This is a genomic window from Alteribacillus bidgolensis (assembly GCF_002886255.1).
Lineage (GTDB): Bacteria > Bacillota > Bacilli > Bacillales > Marinococcaceae > Alteribacillus > Alteribacillus bidgolensis.
The window spans coordinates 1,971,864-1,994,370 of the sequence record NZ_KZ614149.1; the positions used below are offsets into that span (position 1 = coordinate 1,971,864).

Annotated in this window: 17 protein-coding genes; 1 reads left to right on the forward strand and 16 read right to left on the reverse strand. The window is 41.0% G+C overall.

Annotation, left to right across the window (positions count from 1 at the left end):
* Window positions 1-67 precede the first annotated feature (67 nt).
* The 4 genes from CEF16_RS09920 to hemA are packed head-to-tail and all read right to left on the reverse strand — an operon-like array spanning window position 68 to window position 4,041.
* Window positions 68-838, reverse strand: coding sequence for a uroporphyrinogen-III synthase (locus CEF16_RS09920; protein ID WP_091582029.1), 771 nt, complete (start codon window positions 836-838; stop codon window positions 68-70).
* Complete coding sequence (gene hemC / locus CEF16_RS09925) at window positions 835-1,770, reverse strand: hydroxymethylbilane synthase (RefSeq protein WP_091582026.1); 936 nt, start codon at window positions 1,768-1,770, stop codon at window positions 835-837. The genes CEF16_RS09920 and hemC overlap by 4 nt, the downstream gene beginning before the upstream one ends.
* A gap of 28 nt (window positions 1,771-1,798) precedes the next feature.
* Window positions 1,799-2,629: a cytochrome C assembly family protein gene (locus CEF16_RS09930; protein ID WP_091582023.1), complete on the reverse strand. Its 831-nt coding sequence runs from the start codon at window positions 2,627-2,629 to the stop codon at window positions 1,799-1,801.
* A gap of 17 nt (window positions 2,630-2,646) precedes the next feature.
* Complete coding sequence (hemA, locus tag CEF16_RS09935) at window positions 2,647-4,041, reverse strand: glutamyl-tRNA reductase (RefSeq protein WP_091582019.1); 1,395 nt, start codon at window positions 4,039-4,041, stop codon at window positions 2,647-2,649.
* Between the two features lie 256 nt (window positions 4,042-4,297).
* Here hemA and CEF16_RS09940 point away from each other — a divergent pair, with 256 nt between their 5' ends.
* Window positions 4,298-4,780 (forward strand): hypothetical protein, encoded by a 483-nt coding sequence (locus tag CEF16_RS09940; RefSeq protein WP_091582016.1) that lies wholly within the window; start codon window positions 4,298-4,300, stop codon window positions 4,778-4,780.
* Between the two features lie 24 nt (window positions 4,781-4,804).
* Here CEF16_RS09940 and yihA read toward each other — a convergent pair whose 3' ends face one another.
* The 12 genes from yihA to ilvC form a co-directional block, all read right to left on the reverse strand.
* On the reverse strand, window positions 4,805-5,386 hold the full coding sequence (yihA, locus tag CEF16_RS09945) for a ribosome biogenesis GTP-binding protein YihA/YsxC (protein ID WP_091582013.1): 582 nt from the start codon (window positions 5,384-5,386) through the stop codon (window positions 4,805-4,807).
* Window positions 5,373-7,766, reverse strand: a complete 2,394-nt coding sequence (gene lon, locus CEF16_RS09950) for an endopeptidase La (protein ID WP_091582010.1) — start codon at window positions 7,764-7,766, stop codon at window positions 5,373-5,375. Before lon ends, yihA begins: the two co-directional genes overlap by 14 nt.
* Window positions 7,767-8,065: 299 nt before the next feature.
* Window positions 8,066-9,745 (reverse strand): ATP-dependent protease LonB, encoded by a 1,680-nt coding sequence (lonB, locus tag CEF16_RS09955; protein WP_091582007.1) that lies wholly within the window; start codon window positions 9,743-9,745, stop codon window positions 8,066-8,068.
* Window positions 9,746-9,936: 191 nt separating this feature from the next.
* On the reverse strand, window positions 9,937-11,322 hold the full coding sequence (locus CEF16_RS09960) for an LVIVD repeat-containing protein (RefSeq protein ID WP_091582004.1): 1,386 nt from the start codon (window positions 11,320-11,322) through the stop codon (window positions 9,937-9,939).
* Window positions 11,323-11,992: 670 nt separating this feature from the next.
* A complete protein-coding gene (clpX, locus tag CEF16_RS09965; RefSeq protein WP_091582002.1) occupies window positions 11,993-13,273 on the reverse strand; it encodes an ATP-dependent protease ATP-binding subunit ClpX in 1,281 nt (426 codons plus the stop codon).
* Window positions 13,274-13,860: 587 nt separating this feature from the next.
* The gene (gene tig / locus CEF16_RS09970; protein WP_091581999.1) at window positions 13,861-15,183 is read right to left on the reverse strand and encodes a trigger factor; all 1,323 of its coding nucleotides are present in this window, start codon (window positions 15,181-15,183) and stop codon (window positions 13,861-13,863) included.
* Window positions 15,184-15,304: 121 nt separating this feature from the next.
* Window positions 15,305-16,336, reverse strand: coding sequence for a tetratricopeptide repeat protein (locus CEF16_RS09975; RefSeq protein WP_091581997.1), 1,032 nt, complete (start codon window positions 16,334-16,336; stop codon window positions 15,305-15,307).
* A 307-nt stretch (window positions 16,337-16,643) separates the two neighbouring features.
* Window positions 16,644-17,231, reverse strand: a complete 588-nt coding sequence (gene leuD / locus CEF16_RS09980) for a 3-isopropylmalate dehydratase small subunit (protein ID WP_091581994.1) — start codon at window positions 17,229-17,231, stop codon at window positions 16,644-16,646.
* A gap of 140 nt (window positions 17,232-17,371) precedes the next feature.
* The gene (leuC, locus tag CEF16_RS09985; RefSeq protein WP_091581992.1) at window positions 17,372-18,790 is read right to left on the reverse strand and encodes a 3-isopropylmalate dehydratase large subunit; all 1,419 of its coding nucleotides are present in this window, start codon (window positions 18,788-18,790) and stop codon (window positions 17,372-17,374) included.
* A gap of 31 nt (window positions 18,791-18,821) precedes the next feature.
* A complete protein-coding gene (leuB, locus tag CEF16_RS09990; protein ID WP_091581989.1) occupies window positions 18,822-19,895 on the reverse strand; it encodes a 3-isopropylmalate dehydrogenase in 1,074 nt (357 codons plus the stop codon).
* 50 nt (window positions 19,896-19,945) lie between these two features.
* A complete protein-coding gene (locus CEF16_RS09995) occupies window positions 19,946-21,493 on the reverse strand; it encodes a 2-isopropylmalate synthase (RefSeq protein WP_245917826.1) in 1,548 nt (515 codons plus the stop codon).
* Window positions 21,480-22,502: a ketol-acid reductoisomerase gene (gene ilvC, locus CEF16_RS10000; RefSeq protein ID WP_091581983.1), complete on the reverse strand. Its 1,023-nt coding sequence runs from the start codon at window positions 22,500-22,502 to the stop codon at window positions 21,480-21,482. Before ilvC ends, CEF16_RS09995 begins: the two co-directional genes overlap by 14 nt.
* Between the last annotated feature and the right edge of the window lie 5 nt (window positions 22,503-22,507).

Below are 22,507 nucleotides of genomic sequence, written 5' to 3' on the forward strand. Positions count from 1 at the left end.
TCATATGGTTCTCTGTTCTATAAATCAGCTGTCGCATCAAGCACAGCAGCTCTCTTTTAAATACAAATCAGCATTTATCCATTGATAACAGAGCATGCAGCATTCCTTTTATTGTATAAGGTTCAGCTGTTCTTATTCTCATAAAACCTTGATTACTCGCTTCCTTTTCAGTGACAGGACCGATACAGATGACCGGGATGCTTTTCCACAAAGAATCTTCGAGCCCGCTAAGAAAATCGCAGAAGGTTTTCACCGCTGAAGGGCTGGTAAACGTCAAGACATCTAAACGTTTTTCTTGAATCAATTGGCGTAATATTTGTTTATTTTCATATACAGGCGCACTCGTATATAACGGCATCTCTGTAACAAGAGCACCTGCTTCTCTTAAGACAGAAGGGATAACATTTCTAGCTCGAGAACTTTTTGGCCATAAAATATGATCTCCAACATTCGTTTTATTTCTGAGCTGTTCAGCTAACTCTTCAGCATAAAAATGATCCGGGATCAAGTCAATTTGCCAGCCAGCTTCCTCAAGAGCTTTTGCTGTTTTTTGCCCCACTGCTGCAATATGTGCGTTATGTATTAAGGCTGCTTCGCTTTCTTTAAGGGCTTCTTGAAAAAAACGTACAGCATTAGCGCTAGTAAAAACAATCCAATCAAAAGAGAGCTCTTCCAATTTTCTCAGCTGCTTGTTCCATTGCTCTTGTTCGCGCAAGGTATGAATTAAGGGAAGAACTCTAGCCGTCCCCCCCTTTTCTTCGATTAACCGTGCGAAACCTGATGCTTGCCGGGCAGGTCTTGTTACTAAGATGGTGTACCCGGTAAGCTGCCGACTCATTGGTTATCCAGCTCTCTTTTCACTTTATCTAAAATTTCTTTCGCTCCTTGTTCTAAAAGAAGATGAGCCGCATCCCGGCCGACTTGTTCAGGGTCAGCTCCGCGTCTTGTTTCCTTTAAAATCACTTTTCCATCAGGCGAACCGACAAGAGCAGTTAATTCTACCTCACCATCTTCCTCTAATGTAGCATAACCGCCGATTGGCACCTGGCAGCCGCCTTCTACTGCTTGCAAAAAGGCCCGTTCCGCTGTCACTCTTTTTCTTACCGCTTCATCGTTTAAATGAGCAAGCAAATCTAATACTTCTTTATCATCATTTCTGCACTCAAGCCCTAAAGCACCTTGACCGACTGCAGGAATGCACACGTCTGGTTCAAGATACTCTGTTACGAGGTCTCCGCCCCAGCCCATTCTCTCTAAACCGGCCGAAGCCAAAATGATCGCATCAAAATTTTCTTCACGCAGTTTACGGAGCCTTGTTTCAATATTACCACGTATCCATTGCACATTAAGATCCGGCCGGTGGGCAAGGAGCTGGGCAGAACGGCGCAAACTGCTCGTTCCAACAACAGAGCCTTCCGGAAGGTCTTCTAAACGTATATGGTCATTTGCAATGAAAGCGTCCCGCGGATCGACACGGTTTGTTATCGCCCCAATTGTAAAACCGTCCTGCAGCTCACCAGGCATATCTTTCATACTGTGTACGGCAATATCAATTTCTTTATCTTCCATGGCCTGTTCAATTTCTTTAACAAACAAGCCTTTTCCTCCCACTTTAGAAAGAGTGACATCAAGAATTTTATCACCCTTAGTGACAATCTTTTTTATTTCGTAATTGTAGGGAAGATCTAACTTTTTCAATTCGCTGATAACCCATTCTGTCTGCTTCATCGCCAAGTTGCTTTTTCTTGTTCCTAATACAATGGTGCGCATCGTTTACCTCCAAAACGTTTATACGGTATTAAAAATACCAGAAGTGAAAATCTGTTAGTTCCCCTGACAAAAAGTAATTAATTAACACTAATAAAAACCCTGCCAGGTTTAACAATGTCATATTGTAACCTCTGCGTTGTCTGACGGCCCATAGATATAGGTAAATACTGTATACGATCAATACAGACGCCGAACCGAGTACTTTTGCGTCCAGCCAGGGCAGCTCATGAAGCTGAATGGATGCCCACACTAATCCTAAAATTAACCCGAGCAGCATACATGGAACCCCAAACAATGTCATAAAAAAAGACAGTCTTTCCATTTTAGGCAAATTCTCAAGCCTTAATAACTTTTTACCCCATTGTTTCCTTTTTAATAACTGATGCTGAAGGGTATACATTGCTGCAAAAACAAAAGCCATCGTAAAGGCGGCATATGACAATAGAATCAGTGTAATGTGAACGACTAATAATTCTGATATCAGCAAGTCATTCAACTCAGTTGGCACGTCTCCATCCGGCGTGAACAGACTGAAAGCCATCATCACAAATCCGACTACGTTAGTGAAAAATACGAGAAAATCCATACGGAAAAATCGGTTAATGACTAACGATAAGGTGATTAGCAGCCAGGCATAAAAAAACAGCCCTTCAAATGGAGTAATCACGGGCAGTCTGTCATATTCCAGCGCCCGGATGAAGAAAAAGATCGTTTGCAGCACCCAGACAATAGAAAGCAACCAGAAGGCGATACGGTTCACCTTCCGGTTGTTCTGCATAAAGTCAATAAAATATCCTAATACGCTAAGGCTGTATAACACAATGGTTACAACATAGATAACACCGGCTGCAGCAACCATATGTTAAAACTCCTCTCTTAGGAGCGGACTTTTACGTCTTTTCCATAGGCGTAAGGGAGGAATGAATGTTTTTTTTGTCTCGTCCATTCGGACTCTGCTTCCTCTACTTTTGCCTGTTGTTCTTCCGCTTCCTTCGCCAATTCCACTTCTTCTTCTAGTGCAAATATTTCTGTAAACAAAGCAAGCGTTTCATCTGCGTCCGGCTCAGCGGCAATTTCTTTTGCTCTTGTAATCGGATCACGAAGCATTTGATTAATGATGCTTTTTGTGTGTTTGCGCAGTACCTTTTTCTCCCGCTCACTCAAATCAGGAAGCTTGCGTTCAATGCTTTGCATCGTTTCCGATTGAATATTTAACGCTTTTGTCCGCAGGGCAGAAATAACAGGAACAACTCCAAGCGTATGCACCCATTCTTTGAACCGGCCCAATTCCGCCTGAATCATTTCTTCTATCTTTTCTGCTTCTTGTTTGCGCTCTTCTAAATTAGCAGCAACAATCCCTTGTAAATCATCAATATCATACAAGAAAATGTTGTCCAGACTGTCGATCGCCGGATCAAGATCTCTTGGAACTGCTATATCGACCATAAAGAGCGGCCGTCCTTTTCGTTTTTTCAACACTTTCTCTACCATGTTCTTGTTAATAACATAGTCCCCTGAACCTGTGGAAGAGATAATGATATCAGCTTTTGCGATGCTTGTCTGAAGATGATCCATACTTTCTGCTTTGCCAAGGAACTTTTCAGCAAGTTCAGCCGCTTTTGCATACGTACGGTTTAACACAGTTATCTCTGCTGCGCCGTTTGAATGAAGATGCTTTGCCGTCAGCTCACTCATCTTCCCAGCGCCAAGGACCATGACATGCTTGTCCTTAAAATCTCCAAGAATTTTCTTCCCAAGCTCTACCGCTGCATAACTGACGGATACAGCATTATCATTAATTTCTGTTTCATGGTGAGCTTTTTTCGCAAAAGTGACCGCCTGTTTAAATAATTCATTAAAGACAGTTCCTGTAGAGTCTTCCTGCTGGGCTAAAAGAAAGCTGTCTTTCACCTGGCCAAGAATTTGTGTTTCCCCTAACACCATTGAATCAAGACCAGTTACAACCCGAAACAAATGCTGTACCGCAGCATCATTTTCACGAATGTTTAAATAAGAGCTGAAATCATCGACTGGCAAATCAAACCATTGTGATAAAAACTTTTTTATAAAATGGCGGCCGGTATGCAGCTGATCAGCAACGGCATAAATTTCTGTACGATTACAAGTAGAAACAATTGTGCATTCTAAAATGCTTTTCATACCGCGAAGCTGGTGAAGCGCATCCGGAAGGGTATCGTCCTGAAACGCCAATTGTTCTCTTATTTCCACAGGGGTTGTTTTATAATCTAGTCCAGCTGCTAATATGTGCATGATGTGTCACCCCCTACTAAAATTCCTTTTAAAAAGCGGATGCGCTCTTCACAGCTGCCCGAAGCTGGCGGAACGCCGCTTGTGAACCCCAAATACTTCATTGTCATTCTATCTTTTAAAAGTTTACTTAATATAGTTATACCATTTTTTATTATAACATGCACATCAACTGCTTCCAAAAATAAATGTGAACAGTCGCTGACATCTATGATAAGATAAGTAATCGAAAAAAACGTTTGCTGATGGAGGCCCCTTCATGAAAAAACAAAGTATATTTTACGGCATCCTTCTTGCTGGCATAGGACTTCTTATGATAATTCATATATGGAATTTTTCCGTGCCGGCCCAATGGCTGAAATGGCCGACAATCCTCTTGATTGCCGGGTTGGCATTCACAGCTGAGGCGTTAAGTTCTCGTGCCTCGCTTTCTTTTTTACCTGGAATCTTATTATTACTGCTTGGTGCTCATTTACACCTTGTCAGCCTATCATCCTATTGGCCTGACCATCCTGGCATGTATGGAGCGATTATAGGCATTGCTATTTTAATGGATTATTTAAAAACAAGGTCTTCTGGATGGTTTAGCGGTTTATTATTATTAGCAGTAAGCGGGGTGTACTTTTTTGAAGAGGAACTTCACCGTTTCCTTGACAGTACTCTTTTGGCCCCTGCTTTGCGATTTGCTCCGTTCGTTTTATTAGGAGTCGGCCTTTATTTGGCTCTGTTAAAAAAAAGATAATTATTTCGATGTCTTACCTTCACATTAGGTAAGGTGCAGTATTTCTTTCCATGCTTCGTCTTTGCCTTGCCCTGTTTCAGAGGAAAATAAAATAATTTTATCCTCTTTTTCCATTTGCAGCGTTTCTTTTACTTGTTTAAGATGTTTTGGGCGTTTATTTTTTGATACCTTATCAGCTTTTGTAGCGATAACAATAACCGGAAGCTCAAAATACTTCAAATACTCATACATTTGGATATCCTCTGCGCTTGGCTTATGCCTTATGTCTACTATCTGTACGATACCGCACAGTTCTTCTCGTTCGGAAAGGTATGTTTCAATCATCTTTCCCCAAGATGCTCGTTCCGCTTTTGAGACTTTTGCATAGCCATACCCTGGAACATCAACAAAAATGAGATCATCGTTAATATTATAGAAATTGAGTGTCCGTGTTTTTCCTGGTTTGGAAGACGTATGTGCTAAGTTTTTTCTCGTTAAGAGCGTATTAATAAAAGTAGATTTTCCTACATTAGACCGACCTGCCAGTGCAATTTCCGGCAGGCGGTTATTTGGATATTGTTCTGATTTTACGGCGCTGATAATCAGCTCCGCTTTATTGACCTTCATGTTCCTCCCCCAATGCATGTTTTAGTACCTCATCGAGATGTGAGACAGTGATATACATAAGGTCCTCCCTTACACTTTCTGGAATATCTTCTAAGTCTTTTTCGTTTTCTTTTGGAATAATGACTTTTTTAAGCCCCGCTCTATGAGCACTCATGCTTTTTTCTTTTAAGCCGCCGATTGGAAGAACCCTTCCGCGAAGTGTAATCTCTCCAGTCATACCTACTTCTTTTTTTACTTTTCGTCCAGTAAGCGCGGATATGAGAGCTGTAGCCATTGTTATCCCAGCAGACGGACCATCCTTTGGGGTAGCCCCTTCTGGAACATGAATGTGAATATCATATTTTTCATAGAAGTCCGGTTCAATTTTTAAATCATCCACCCGGGAGCGAATGTAACTAAATGCTGCCTGAGCAGACTCTTTCATAACATCACCGAGTTTACCTGTTAGCGTTAACTCGCCTTTCCCTTTTGCAAGCGATACTTCAATCGATAATGTATTTCCGCCGCCTGTTGTATAAGCAAGACCAGTCGCAGCGCCGATTTGATCAACATCTTCTGCCTGCCCGTACCTGAATTTAGGCTTACCTAGCATTTCTTCTATCGTGTTAGGAGTGACAATGACTCTTTTTCTTTCCCCTGAAACAATTTTTTTTGCAGCTTTCCGGCAGACCGTTGCTATTTCTCGTTCTAAACTCCGCACACCGGCTTCTCTTGTGTAATAACGGATAAGCTTAAGAAGTGCATCATCTTTTACTTGAATTTTCCCTTTAGTCAAACCGTGTTCTTTAATTTGTTTTGGGAGCAGGTACCCTTTTGCAATACCTTGCTTTTCAATTTCTGTATAACCAGCAATTGAAATAATTTCCATGCGGTCTAACAGTGGTTCTGGAATAGCAGAAACATTATTTGCCGTCGTAATAAACATTACTTTAGAAAGATCATAAGTTTCTTCAATATAATGATCACTGAAAGCATTATTTTGTTCAGGATCTAAAACTTCAAGCATCGCAGACGATGGATCCCCGCGGAAATCACTTGCCATTTTATCAATTTCATCTAGTAAAAATACTGGATTAATTGAGCCCGCTTTTTTCATTGCTTGAATAATTCGTCCTGGCATCGCTCCTACATACGTGCGACGATGGCCGCGAATTTCTGCCTCATCTCTTACCCCGCCTAGTGAAATCCGCACAAACTTTCTTTCTAAAGCTCGGGCAACTGAACGGGCAAGGGATGTTTTTCCTACCCCTGGCGGACCTGATAAGCACAAAATCGGTCCTTTCAGAGATTGTGTCAGCTCTTGTACGGCTAAATATTCAAGTACTCTCTCTTTTACTTTATCTAATCCGTAATGGTCTTCATCTAAAATTTCTTGTGCATTATTAATGTCAAGACGATCAGTTGTTTCTTCTGTCCATGGCAGCTGCGTAAGCCACTCAATATAATTTCGAATGACAGAGCTTTCTGCTGAAGTGGAAGGCATTTTTTCATAGCGGTCTAATTCTTTGTATGCTTTTTCTTCCACATTTTCAGGCATCGTTGCTTCTTCTATTTTTTCCCGTAATTCTTCGACTTCACCCGTTTTTCCTTCTTTATCTCCGAGCTCTTTTTGAATAGCTTTCATCTGCTCACGAAGATAATATTCTTTTTGGGTTTTTTCCATTGATTTTTTTACGCGCTGTCCAATTTTTTGTTCGAGACCGAGCACTTCTTTTTCATTATTTAAAATTTCTAAAATGCGCATGAGACGATCTCGTACATTGACGGTCTCAAGCAGTGTTTGCTTTTCTGAGACTTTCAGCGGCAGGTGGGAAGAAACAATATCAGCAAGACGTCCTGGTTGAGCTATGTCTTGTACGGATTGCAGCGTTTCATTTGAAACTTTTTTTGATATGTTTACATATTGCTCAAATTGTTCAATGACATTTCTCATTAACGCTTGTTCTTCAGAATCATTACCGTTTTCTTCTTCATTTAAGACAGCCATTTCTATTTCAAAGTAATCTTTTTGGTCTAAGAAACGTTTGATTTTAGCTCGTTCAAGTCCTTCAACTAGCACACGTATTGTACCATTCGGGAGTTTAAGCATTTGCTTTACTTTTGCTAACGTTCCAATATGATACATATCTTCTTCATCTGGTTCATCTACGGATAAATCGATTTGGCTGGTTAGGAAAATTTCACTGTCATCTACCATTGACTGTTCAAGCGCCTGTACTGATTTCTCCCGGCCCACATCAAGATGCAGCACCATCGTAGGAAAAACAAGTAAGCCTCGCAAAGGAAGCAACGGTATGTTTCGAGTATTTTGTTCACTCACCAGACAACACCCCCAATAATCTGTTTTTAGTATACCTGCTGCAACAGGATAGTCATACATATCGTTCCTTCTATGTATCCATTTTCTTGTGAAAAAAAGCCCGCTTTTATATAGCATTTCGTGAAGCGGGCTTTACCTTTATATTTTTTTAACACCCGAGAGACAAGAACTTAGTAATAATTCTATCCTATTGATCATCTGTTTGTCTAATGACTGGCTTGCAGCAGACAAGCGCAAACTGTCTGATATAGAAAAGCTCGGCTTGCCGCCGAGTAGTTATGGCGGAAGTCGTAGTTTTACTTATACTTTGTTCCTTTAACTTAAACTTTCCTAAAGTATAAAATAAAGATAGATCAATTCTAAGATAATCCAGCTGGTGATACTGGTGCCTCGTGAAGTGGAAGCACAGAATCTTTCCACTCTTCTTTTTCATCGGCAGTTAGTGCTTCTTTTAACAGTTCTTCCATTCTTTTTAATGGGTGAACCGTAACGCCTTCATACTTATGAAAAATTTTTTGGTCATTTTCTTTCGGGATAAAAATGCGGGTTGCACCTGCTTTAACAGCAGCCTCTACTTTTGCAGCTACTCCACCTACTGGTTTAATATCGCCATGTATTCCAAGCTCTCCGGTCACTGCTACTTTTTCATTAACGTTAAACCGTTTGATAGCCGAATATATTGCAAGAGCCATCGCAGCTCCAGCAGACGGGCCATCTATTGGTATGCCGCCAGGAAAGTTTACGTGAATGTCATAATCTTTCACCGGTAAATGAAGAGATTGAAGGACCGTTACAACATTTTCGACAGAGCTTTTAGCAAGGCTTTTTCTTTTCATGGAATAAGAAGGACTGCCGTGGTTTTCTTCTTCAACTATTCCCGTAACGGTTACCTCTCCTTTTCCTTTCACTTTCTTAGCTGTTGCCTCAATTTCAAGCAGTATACCGTTTCCAGCACCAGTAACAGCTAAACCGTTTACAACACCAACTTCTGGCTCTTCTCTCACTTGTTTTTCTAGACGCGGGCTCAGACGGCTGGCCGCAACGACCCATTCTATCACTTCTTTATTTATTTCTTTTTTATTTTCTTCTGCTGCTACACCTGCTGCTATTTGTACGGTATTTACTGCTTCTCTTCCGTTGTGAGCATACTCCGATACAAGATTTGCCGCTTCTTCGGTAAGCACTATTTTACTCTTTTTGGCAGCGTGTTTGGCAATTGTTTTAATTTCCTCCACATCAAGGCCGCGAAAATAAATTTCCATACAGCGGGAACGTAAGGCTGCCGGAAGCTCTTCAGGTCTTCTTGTCGTAGCTCCGACAAGACGAAAATCTGCTGGCAGGCCGTTTTGAAAAATATCATGAATGTGAACTGGTATTTGTCTATTCTCTTCACTATAGTATGCGCTGTCAAGAAATACTTTTCTATCTTCAAGTACTTTCAGTAATTTATTTAATTGAATCGAATGAAGTTCCCCAATTTCATCGATAAAAAGCATACCCCCGTGCGCTTTTGTAACAGCACCTTGTTTTGGCTGAGGAATGCCTGCCTGTCCCATTGCTCCTGCCCCTTGGTAAATTGGGTCATGAACGGATCCTATCAGCGGATCTGCAATTCCTCTGTCATCAAAACGAGAAGTTGCTCCATCCATCTCCACAAAAGCTGCTTCCTTTTTGAAAGGAGAAAGGGGATTACGCTTAGCACTTTCTAATACTAAACGCGCAGCTGCCGTTTTTCCTATACCAGGCGGACCGTATATAAGAACATGTTGTGGATTTTCACCGCAAAGAGCAGCTTTTAATGCCTTAACTCCTTCTTTTTGGCCGATGACTTCTTTTAATTCCGAAGGGCGCACTTTTTCAGAAAGCGGCTCTGATAAAGATACGGAGCGCAAACGCCTTAGCTGCTCCATCTCTTTTTTTGACTCTCTGTCAACCGTTACTTTTTGTGATCGTTGGTTTTTTAATAAATTCCAAAAATACATTCCAATGATAACACCGAAAACAAGCTGTATGAGCAGCGCAATCGTTGTAAAATTCATTGGATATTCCCCCTTTCCATCCGTCTATGTGATCTTTAGTATGGTTGATCTGCTTTAAAAACATACGACTTCTAAACGAGAGATTTCGCCGAGTTTTTTATTCCCGGTAACTATGGATTTTACTCAGCTTCCCAATCTGCAAAAAAAAAAGTCCAAGACCCCCGAGCAGGGTCATGGACTTTAACGTGTTTTTACTCATTCTTTCGATTGTTTTTCTGCAGTACCTTTAATCCGCTTTGCATATCAGAAGCAAGAATATAGTTGCGGTCTACAAAGACTCCCCATACATCAGCCCATTCGGATTGATATTGCCCAATTTGTTCAGGATTAGATGGATCCGTTATATCCACCGCATACACGCCGCCTGCATAGTGGGACAAATACAAAGTATTGCCGCGTACTTTCGGATCGTGCACCGTATTTGCGAATGTTACACCGTCTTCAATATTATCAACAAGATCCGTTTTAAATTCACTCAATAGTTTTGGATCCGTCTCATCTTTTATATCAAATATACGAGTATAGCCGTAAGATTCTTCGTAGCCTTCTTTTGTAGGGTTGTACACTTCTCTTGTTTCGATAAGAATGTTCCCGCCTTTGGCTGTCGCACTTGAGTGCGCCGAACCTTGCTGATCAGAAGCATATTCTGTCCGGCTTAAAAACTCTGGATTTTCTGGATCTGATATATCAAGAATGATTGTACCTAAATCCCAAAAAGAAAGGTAGGCAAGTGTTCCTTGTTCATTTGTCATAGTACTGTGGTTAAAAACCGGACGCGTTTTGCCGTCTGGTGCTTCCCAATGGTAGCCGTTAAAGTCTTCAGATACATCCTCTAATTCTCTAGGATCGAATTCATAGATAGTTTCTGGATTAGCAGGATCAGAAACATCTACCATTTGAAAATCCTTCGATTCTCCATGGGTGAAGTAATCTGTATATGGATTAGCGGCTAAAACGAGCGGTCTTCCATTTTGCACTGTTAAATACAACTCATGTGTCCCTATCGTTCGTTTATCTACTTCCCAAAAACCTAATCTTTCCGGCTCATGAGGATTTGTAACATCATAAAGCAAGAATCCTCCTTGACTGTCTTCATTACCAGGGTCCACCTGCTGGACACTCACAACAGCTAAATCCCCATTAAAATGTTTTGTATTGACTGTTTTTACGATGACTTTCTCCTGCCAGGTCCCAGGAATTTCATCGGCAAATGAAGATACTTTTTCAGGATTAGAAGGATCTTTTAAATCATACACATGTACTCCTCCATTTGCGTTATTGCCAGTCAAATGGGTACCTGCATATGCAAAACCTTTGTAGGCATATACATCAGCCATCGTCGTTTTATAACCATCTTCATGATCCTCAAGTTCCACTGCCGCCACTTCTTTAAGATGCTTTACATTTTTTGTCCCCTCTAATACAGGCCCATCAAATTCATAGTCCAGCTCCTCATAATTAACCCCTTTTTCTACGCTGTCCCCCAGTTTGTCGTGAGCTTGTCCAACACCAGCAGGCAGAAGCAGAGATGCAATGACGGCACCAGTCAGCAAATAACGAAACCAGCTCCTTTTCATGCTTTCACCCCTTCCATATAATTATAATTATGTTATCAAATAATTCTGAAAAAATCATTAGTCTTTCGAATAGTTTTTTAAAGCGAATATAAAGAAAAGTAAGATAGACACAGTGAAATACAAAATGCGTAAAAAGTTGCTATATTACAATAAATATTAGAAAAACTCGACTTACCGCCAAATCCAAATGGCGGAAGTCGTAGTTATGCTTATACTTTGATACTTTAACAAAGTAAAACTCACCTAAAGTATAAAATGAAACCTTTATCTCCACCGTATTCTATTAAAACTTACTACCCAAACCGTAAGTATTATTTTTTATTGAACGAACTGCGTTTAACACCTTGTTCCTTAAAGAAAAACTTAGCTTGCCGCCCATGAATAAACTAGGTAAAGAACTTCTGCTAAAAACGCACAGGACGTGCTAACGCCGCCAATGCCGTCGGATTTGATGTTTTTGGCGTCAAGTGTGCAGCGTAGAAGTCACCACGCCACATGGAGCGGCAGCGGCGAGATTAATACGTCTTGTACGTTGGAAGCTTTAGTCTTTACTTACACTTTAATGAATTTATTTTCATTCGCTCGGTAGTGTATCGTGAGGTGCGCTGGTTTTAATGTACAAAAAAACGCCCCGGCTAATGGTTAGCCAGGACGGTATACAGCATGGAAGCTATGCACTTTCACTTTCTTTTGTATCTGCTTGATCTAATGAAATTTCTTTTCCATCTTTTGTTTTCAGAACAGGTGACGTTCCATCTGTCACACTTTCTGCTGTAATCGTACAAGTAGTGATGTTATCCTTTGAAGGAAGATCATACATCACATCAAGCATAATTCCTTCAATAATGGAACGGAGGCCGCGCGCTCCGGTTTTACGTTCGATTGCTTTTTGAGAAATTTCTTTTAAAGCGTCTTCTGTAAATTCTAGTTCTACCTCATCAATTTCAAGCAGCTTTTGATATTGCTTCACGAGAGCGTTTTTAGGCTGAGTTAAAATCTCTACTAATGCTTTTTCATCCAGCTGAGAAAGGCTTGAAATAACAGGCAGACGTCCGATAAATTCTGGGATCAAACCATAACGCAGAAGATCCTCCGGCAGTATTTTGCTCATGTATTCATCTTTATCCAAATCAGATTTTTCGGTATCCGATCCAAATCCAATGACTTTTTTACCGAGACGCTGTTTAACAATTTGATCGATGCCGTCAAACGCCCCTCCGCAAATAAACAAGACATTACTAGTATCGATTTGGATGAATTCTTGATGAGGATGCTTGCGTCCGCCTTGTGGAGGAACGCTTGCTGTTGTTCCTTCTAAAATCTTTAAGAGAGCTTGCTGCACCCCTTCGCCGGAAACATCGCGAGTGATGGATGGGTTCTCAGATTTTCTGGCTACTTTATCAATTTCATCAATGTAGATAATTCCTTTTTCTGCTTTTTCTACATCATAGTCAGCAGCCTGTATGAGTTTAAGAAGAATATTTTCAACGTCTTCCCCTACATACCCGGCTTCAGTTAATGAAGTAGCATCTGCAATCGCAAAAGGTACATTTAGAATCCGAGCAAGTGTCTGAGCCAAAAGGGTTTTCCCGCTTCCTGTAGGCCCAATCAAGCAGATATTACTTTTTGCGAGTTCTACATCTTCTGGTTTAGTGGCTGAATTAACACGCTTATAATGATTATATACAGCAACGGCTAGAGACTTTTTTGCCCGCTCCTGGCCGATAACATAATCATCTAGAATTTCGTTAATTTCATAAGGCTTCGGAATTTCCTCAAATTCTACCTCTTCTTCTGTACCTAGTTCTTCTTCAACAATTTCCGTACAAAGTTCAATACACTCATCACATATATAAACTCCAGGACCAGCCACTAGTTTCCGTACTTGATCCTGTGTTTTTCCACAAAAAGAACATTTCAGTTGTCCTTTTTCTTCATTAAACTTAAACATGGTCTTCACCCCTTACTTATATATTGTACACGAACGAATGATATTCAGTACACCAAAACAACTTTTCTTTTATCTTTGAATCAGAAACGCCGTGCACATCTTATTAGACTTCTGATAATCAGGTTATGGTTTGCATTGTATCATACAAAAACACCCGACATGAAATAATACGATAAACTGCAAGGAATATCCTGCATCTAAAGGTAACCAAACTTTAAATATTAGCCTTCCCTTCCTTTTAAAAACAATCCTTTAGCGTATGAACTAATTTTAAAGCTATGTATACAGCTGGAAATTTGCCCTTAGGATCCTTGGACTATGTTCTGCTACCTACTATACCCTTTTTTCTTCCTATATAAAAGAGAAAAACATTTTATTAACAAAGTTAATTCTCACCTGATGTTTTGCTGATATGAATATGCTGATTATAAATTTGGGCCTGCCGCTTTGTATACTGCTCCTGTGGCAGCATCCTTAATATACTTGTATGTAGAGAGCCGGTAACCGATTAGATTATATAGTTCCCAAGCCGTGTAAAAACAAGCCCTAAAAGTCATTTCGGCTTTTAGGGCTTGTTTACATTGACATTATTCTTCGCTTTCCTCAGCTTCTTTTTTTGGTACGGTTTTACTTTCTTCTACAAGCATATCAATCGCTTTTTGAATGCGAAGGTCACCCTTTAGTGCATCCGTACCGCCTTGCATAGCCAGAAGACTGCGAATTTCTTCCTTATCACGCTGATACGTTTCAGCCATTTTTTCTAGTTCTTTTTCCGCATCTTCATCGGTTGCTTCTATGTTTTCAGCATCAGCAATTGCTTCTAATGTAAGATTCATCTTCACACGCTTTTCTGCTTCAGGTTTAAATTGTTCTTTCATGCCTTCTTCGTCAGTACCAGCTACTTGATAGTACATATCAAGAGACATACCTTGTGCTTGCAAACGCTGATCAAATTCTTGCATCATGCGGTCCATTTCTGTTGAGATCATAGCATCTGGAATGTCAATAGAAGCATTTTCAGAAGCTTTTTCTACTACAGTGTCTCGTTCATGATGCTCTTTTGCATGTTCTTTGTCATGCTTAAGCTTTTCTTCTTGTTTTTTCTTAAGATCATCAACTGTTTCTACATCTTCATCGACATCTTTTGCAAATTCATCATCCAATTCAGGAAGTTCCTTACGTTTGATGTCATGAACTTTTACTTTAAACGTAGCTTCTTTGCCAGCTAAGTCTTCAGAATGATATTCTTCCGGGAATGTTACCGTAACATCTTTTTCTTCGCCCGCTTTTGTACCCACAAGCTGCTCTTCAAAACCTGGAATAAATTGACCAGAACCGATTTCGAGTGAATAGTTTTCAGCTTGTCCGCCTTCAAAAGCTTCTCCGTCAACGAACCCTTCAAAGTCTAAAACGACAGTGTCGCCGTCTTGTACTTCTCCGTCTTCTACAACGACAAGCTCTGCTTGCTTTTCTTGAAGTTGTTTTAATTCTTCTTCTACCTCTTCATCGCTTACTGATGTATCGTATTCTTCTACTTCAAGTCCTTTATATTCGCCAAGCTGTACTTCAGGCTTCACGGTAACGGTCGCTTTAAATACAAAGTTTTCCCCTTTGTTTACTTGTTCGACATCAATTTCCGGGCGGTCTACCGGATCAATTCCCGCTTCTTCTACTGCTTGGGCATAAGCCTCAGGAAGAATAATATCAATAGCGTCTTGATAGAGTGCTTCTACTCCAAAGCGTTGTTCAAATATTTTACGTGGTACTTTACCTTTACGAAAACCAGGTACATTTACCTGCTTTCTTACTTTTTGAAATGCTTGGTCCAACGCGTTGTCGAATTTATCAGATTCTACATCGACAGTTAATACGCCCTGGTTGCCTTCTTGCTTTTCCCAATTGGCGCTCATTTATCTTTTCCCTCCAAGTATCATAGGTAATATCCGTTTTTACAACCATTACATTATAACATATCGCATACTCATTTCAATGGAAAATGGGTACAGAAAATGCTGTAAGGGTCTCTTCGACCTAAATGTCAGATAGTTTTGATTTTAATTTTTCATATTCTTCCCGCACTTGAAAAAAACTGTTCTCCGCTATTCCATATTGAATGGATAGAGACGAGACGTCCATTTTTTCACCCGATTGATCTGCAGCTTCAAAATGCAGAACAGCTGCTAGAGATTCAATCTGTACAGACGGGGGAAACGGGTAAAAATACAACAGTATTTCCCGCAGTAAGTGATGGGCATTTTTCAATAAAACTGGATCTTTATGTCCCAATGTTTCTTCAAGTAATTGGGAAGATTTTATGTACGACGTACTTTCTTCAATCGGACGAAGAGCAGCAGGAGAGAACTCTCCTTTACGATCTAACTTTTCTACCCACACGTTTTTATTAACGTTCCAATCTTTCAATAAGAATAACAAAAAGCTTTGCATAAGAGGAGAGTAGTGTTGATCAGCAAGCAGCTTTTCTACAATTGGCATCGCTTCTCCCGGTCCCAGGCTTCTCATTTCTCCGAGCGCAGCCAGTTTTTGCTCTGATGTTCCATTTCGCAAACGATTTTCCCATTCCTCTAAAACATAAGGAGGAATGTCATTTCCGCCATCTTCTTGTTTGTTATCAACTTGCTCTATCTCTGTTTTAGCCATATGCCGTGAAAGCTCTAGCAGCTCAAAAAGCTGTTCTGCCATACGGGCAGGAAATTGATCTTCTGCTTGTACAGCCTCTAATATGGTAACTACTTTATCATATTCTCCTAGCTGGGCAAGAATGGAGACATAAACTTGAAGTACTTCAAAATAATCTCCTGAGGCTTTTTGCATCATTTTTTCCGCCCACTTTTTTCCTTCTAATAGCTGGCCAGTATCTGCATATGCTAGCAGCAGCCCATATGAAGCATCTTCATGGTCGGGATTATGCATTAAAGCTTCTATAAACTGTTGAAGCGCTTTCTGTTTATCTCCTTCTTTTAACTTCTTTAACCCTTCGTTTACCAGTCTGTCTGCTGATCCAGGAAAAGGGACGATATTGTTATTGGCGCCTTCCCTCTTCATCCCATGTCCTCCTTATTCCAGTACGACAAACTGCTTTTGTTAGAAAAACCCGGCTTAGCGCCGTGTAAAGATAGCCGCCTATAGAAAAGCGTCTAGCTAGCCTGAAAGGTCGGTGATAAATACTTAGCTATCCTTGTCCTTCCCTTTCTAAATGACTCTTTGATCTGAACACATCCCTTGGCAATTGGCGGCATCTAATACTCCTGGACGTTGAACCGTAGTTTTACTTATACAGTTTACTAATTAAATGTATATTTTTCTAACAGTGTAAATAAGAAGACGACCCATTACAGGCCGTCTTCCTGTTTTATACATTCATCTTCTCTTCGTACTGGCCAATCTTGTCTTCATACTGGAGCGTAAGGCTGATCTCATCCCAACCTTTTAATAGCATTTCTTTCCAGTATGGATCAATTTCGAAGCTTGCTTCAAAACCGTTCTCGTCTGTAATATTTTGGTTTTGAAGATCGACGGTTACTTCATATACTTCATCTTTCCCATTTTCCATCAATTTATAAACCTGTTCTTCGTCCAATCTAATAGGAAGAATGCCATTTTTAAAGCAGTTATTATAAAAGATATCTGCAAAGCTCGGAGCAATTATTACACGAAACCCATAATCCTGAAGCGCCCATGGAGCATGTTCCCTAGAAGAGCCGCATCCAAAATTATGATCTGCTATTAAAATAGAGGCATCTTTTGCATGAGACTGATTTAATTCAAAATCAGGGTTATCCTTGCCATTTGCAAGAAAACGCCAGTCAAAAAAAAGAAACTGTCCAAAGCCTGTACGCTCTACTCGTTTTAAAAACTGTTTTGGTATAATCTGGTCTGTATCTACATTCACACGAGGTACAACGCCTGTATTACCAGTGTGTTTGATTATTGGTTCCATACTCATCACCTTCTTTATATTGATCAGGGCAATAGCTTCAACCCCGCCACTTGATTCCCCTGGTGAAAGAACACTGCTGAAAGCGCGAACCTCCAGCACAAGTTGGACCATCAGGGCAAAGCAAGGGCATTTCCGCTTTTTTATTTAACAGCCGGCTCATTTAAGTTTCGGATATCAACGAATTTACCGTTTACTGCTGCAGCAGCTGCCATAGCAGGGCTGACAAGGTGGGTTCTCGCACCTTTTCCTTGACGGCCTTCGAAGTTTCGGTTAGAAGTAGACGCACAGCGTTCACCTTCAGGAACAAAGTCAGGGTTCATGCTTAAGCACATGCTGCAGCCTGATTCGCGCCAATCAAAGCCCGCTTCGGTAAATATCTTATCAAGTCCTTCTTTTTCTGCTTGCAGCTTTACTTTTTGGGATCCCGGTACAACCATCGCCCGAATGCCGTCTGCTACTTTACGTCCTTCTGCTACTTTTGCAGCTGCACGCAAGTCACTGATCCGCGCATTGGTACAGGAACCGATGAACACATGTTGAATAGAAATATCTGTGATTTTTGTTCCTGGTTCTAAATCCATATATTCTAATGATTGTTCGATTGCTTTTCGATCAGCACTAGAGTTTGCATCGGTTGGAGAAGGAACCACACCTTTGACTCCTACACCTTGTGAAGGATTAGTGCCCCAAGTAACCATCGGTTCAATCTCACTGCTGTCAATCTCTACAACAGCGTCGTATTTAGCACCTTCATCTGTAGCAAGCTCCTGCCATTCTTTCACTTTTTGAGTGAATGCTTCTCCTGAAGGAACTTTTTCACGTCCTTCTAGATAATCAAACGTTACTTGGTCCGGGCTGATAAGACCTGCTCTTGCACCAGCTTCGATCGACATATTACAGATAGTCATTCTTTCTTCCATTGTAAGTCCGCTAATGGCCTCACCTGTATATTCGAGTACGTGACCTGTACCAAAATCAACACCATATTTAGCGATAATAGCAAGAATAATATCTTTAGCAGTTACTCCTGGTGCCAAGCGACCATTTACGCGAACTTCCATTGTTTTTGGTTTAGACTGCCACAATGTTTGGGTAGCTAGTGCATGTTCTACTTCACTTGTACCAATACCAAATGCAAGCGCACCAAACGCTCCGTGTGTAGAAGTGTGACTGTCTCCGCAGACTATTGTTTTACCTGGTTGTGTTAAACCAAGTTCAGGGCCGATAATGTGTACAATCCCATTATCCGGACTGTCCAAATCTGCTACTTCAATGCCAAACTCTTTACAATTGGCAGATAAAGTTTCCATTTGTTTTTTGGCAATTGCATCGGTAATAGATGCACGATTTTCTGTAGGGACGTTATGGTCCATCGTTGCGAAAGTTAAATCCGGGCGGCGAACTTTTCTCCCGCTGAGACGAAGACCTTCAAACGCCTGTGGAGAAGTAACTTCGTGAACCATTTGCAAATCAACATACAATAAGTCAGGTTTACCAGGTTCTGAAAGAACGGTATGATTCTCCCAAATTTTTTCGATAATTGTTTTTGGTTGTGTCATCTTTCTTCCCTCGCTTTACGTTAAACTGTTCTTATTTCAAAGCTTCTAAGACTTTTTCTAACATGTCATCTGTTGAAAGGATTGTTTCTCCTTCTTTGGCAATGTCACCTGTACGGTGGCCATCTGTTAATACAGTAGAAACAGCACGGTCGATTGCTGCTGCTTCTTCATGCATTCCAAAGGAATATTTTAGCATCATTGCACTCGAAGCTATAGCAGCTAATGGATTGGCTTTTCCTTCTCCAGCAATATCTGGAGCTGAACCGTGGACGGGCTCATATAACCCAGGAACTTCACTTCCAATACTCGCAGATGGAAGCATACCTAAAGAACCAGTCAGCATAGAAGCTTCATCACTTAAAATATCACCAAACATGTTTTCGGTAACAATAACATCAAACTGCTTTGGATCACGGATCAACTGCATGGCCGCATTGTCCACGAGCACATGATCAAGTTCTACTTCCGGATAGTCTTCGCTTATTTCTTCAGCTGTTTCTCTCCATAATCTGCTTGATTCCAGTACGTTTGCTTTGTCTACTGAGGTCAATTTTTTACGACGGACCTTTGCTAATTCAAACGCTTGTCTGACGATTCTTTCAATTTCTGACTTTTTGTACTGCAAAGTATCAACCGCGGCTTCTTCTCCGTCAACTTCACGGCGCTCCTGCGGTTCACCGAAATAAAGACCTCCTGTCAGTTCACGTACAATCATAAGGTCTACGTTGTCTACTACTTCTTTTCGTAGAGTAGAAGAATCTGTTAAACTTTTATGTCCGGTAACAGGACGAAGGTTTGCAAACAAATTTAATGCTTTTCTAATACCGAGCAAACCTTTTTCCGGGCGTTCACTGCCTGGAAGGTTATCCCACTTCGGACCGCCTACTGCACCGAGCAAAACGCCATCACTTTTTAAACATGTATCAATTGTAGCCTGGGGAAGCGGTGTGCCGTTTTTATCGATAGATGTTCCCCCAATGTCTGCAAATTGATATTCAAATTGATGTCCGTACAATTCCCCTGTTTTATCAAGTACAGCAGTGGCAGCATTTACAACTTCTAGACCGATTCCATCGCCAGGAAGTACTGTAATTGTTTTATTCATTTATTTCCTCTCCCTTGTGCAATCCCGTGAGTGATTTTAATGCAAAATAACTATACATGAATTTTTTCTGTTTTTGGGCGCGGCCATTTTTTACGATTCAGCACCCGATTGACGGAATTAATGTAAGCTCTTGCCGAAGCCTCTAATACATCGTTTGCAGTACCGCGGCCAGATGCTTCTTCGCCTTCATACTCAATTTGTACATAAACTTCTGCTAAAGCATCCCGCCCACCTGTAATCGATTGAATTCTATAGTCTTTTAGCTTCACTTCTCCGCCTATAATACGTTCAATCGTGTTATAAACTGCTTCTACACTACCGGAACCTGTTGCTGCTTCTTGGATGGTTTCTCCTTCAGGGTTCTGCATAGTTACTGCTGCCGTAGGAATGTTATTAGTGCCGTAATTCACTTGAAGTGCTTGTACTTCGTAGTATTTAACTGCTTCCCCTGCTTTTTCTTCTGTCATTAAAGCGAAAATGTCTTCATCGGTAATTTCTTTCTTTTTATCCGCAAGACTTTTGAAAGCTTTAAACACTTTGTTTAATTCCTCTTCTGTTGCGTTGTAACCAAGTGATTCAATTTTTTCTTTAAAAGCATGACGTCCAGAAAGTTTGCCAAGAACCATACGATTCGCGCTTACTCCTACTAAATCTGGCGTAATAATTTCATAAGTTGATGATTCTTTTAATACACCATCTTGGTGAATACCAGACTCATGAGCGAACGCGTTGTCCCCGACAACTGCTTTATTATTTGGAACTACCATTCCTGTTAACTTGCTGACAAGACTGCTGGTTCGTTTAATTTCATTTAATGTCAAACCGGTTTCCGCTTTATAAAAATCATTTCGTATCTTTAACGCGACAGCAATTTCTTCAAGTGAAGCATTTCCAGCCCGCTCGCCAATACCGTTTATCGTACACTCTACTTGGCCAGCTCCCGCTTCAACGGCTGCTAAAGAGTTTGAGACGGCCATTCCTAGATCGTCGTGGCAGTGGGTGGAGAGAATTGCTTTGTCAATGTTTGGCACCGTTTCACGCAAATACGTGAACATATGACGGATTTCTTCTTGAGTAATATAACCGACAGTGTCTGGCAGATTAATTACTTCTGCCCCTGCATCAATAACTTTTTCGATTATTCTGGCTAAAAAGTCAATATCTGAGCGGCAAGCATCTTCTGCTGACCATTGTACACGAGGGAACCGCTGCTTAGCATATTTCACAGAATCTACAGCATTTTCAATGACTTGGTCTGGTGTCATGCGAAGTTTATGAGTCATGTGGATCGGGGAAGTAGCGATAAACACGTGCAGTCTTGGCTCCTCCCCGCCTTTTAACGCTTCCCACGCCGCATCGATTTCTTTTTTTACTGAGCGGGAAAGCCCAGTTACAGAGCTCCCTTTCACTGTATCGGCGATTGCTTTTACCGATTGGAAATCTCCTTCTGAAGCAGCCGGGAAACCGGCCTCGATGATATCAACACCGAGACGGTCCAGCTGAGCAGCAATTTGAAGCTTTTCTTCAAAATTCAAATTCACACCAGGAGATTGTTCTCCGTCACGAAGCGTCGTGTCAAAAACGTTAATTTTTCGCACTACCCACCACTCCTTTTGATTTGCCTTTAACAAACGGCATCATTTCACGCAATTCACGGCCAACTTCTTCAATCAAATGATTATTTTCACGGTCATTTGTAGCGTTAAATTCTGGACGGTTTGCTTGGTTTTCAAGAATCCAGCCTTTTGCAAAACGGCCTGTTTGAATATCAGTAAGAATATCACGCATGGCGTCTTTTGTATCCTCTGTAATTACACGAGGACCAGCTTGGAAGTCACCCCATTGTGCTGTATCAGAAATGGAGTAGCGCATACCTTCAAGGCCGCCTTCATACATTAAGTCAACAATCAGCTTTAATTCGTGCAAGCACTCAAAGTAAGCAACTTCTGGCTGATATCCTGCTTCAACTAATGTTTCAAAGCCAGCTTTAACGAGTGCAGAAGTACCGCCGCAAAGTACAGCTTGCTCACCAAACAAATCTGTTTCTGTTTCTTCTTGGAAAGTTGTTTCCATAATTCCTGCACGGCCAGCTCCAATCTGTTTTGCATATGCAAGAGCAACATCTTTTGTTTGACCGCTTGCGTCTTGGTAAACTGCGATAAGTGCAGGTACACCAGCACCATCTTCAAAGGTGCGTCGAACGATATGCCCCGGCCCTTTTGGAGCTACCATGAATACATCCACATCGGATGGAGGAACGATTTGATTAAAATGAATGTTAAAGCCGTGAGCGAATACTAACGCTTTCCCTTCGGTTAATTCAGGTTCAATCTCATTTTTATAAATGGTCGGCTGATACTCATCCGGGAGCAAGATCATAATAACGTCTGCTTTTGCTGATGCTTCTCTAACAGTTAAAACTTCAAAGCCGTCTTCTTCTGCTTTTGTCCAAGATTTACCTTTACGCAGACCAATTACTACGTTCACACCGCTTTCTCTTAGGTTTTGAGCGTGTGCGTGTCCTTGAGACCCATAGCCTACAACCGCTACTGTTTTTTCTTGTAAAACTCCTTCGTTTACGTCTCCGTTATAAAATACTTTTGCCATGATTC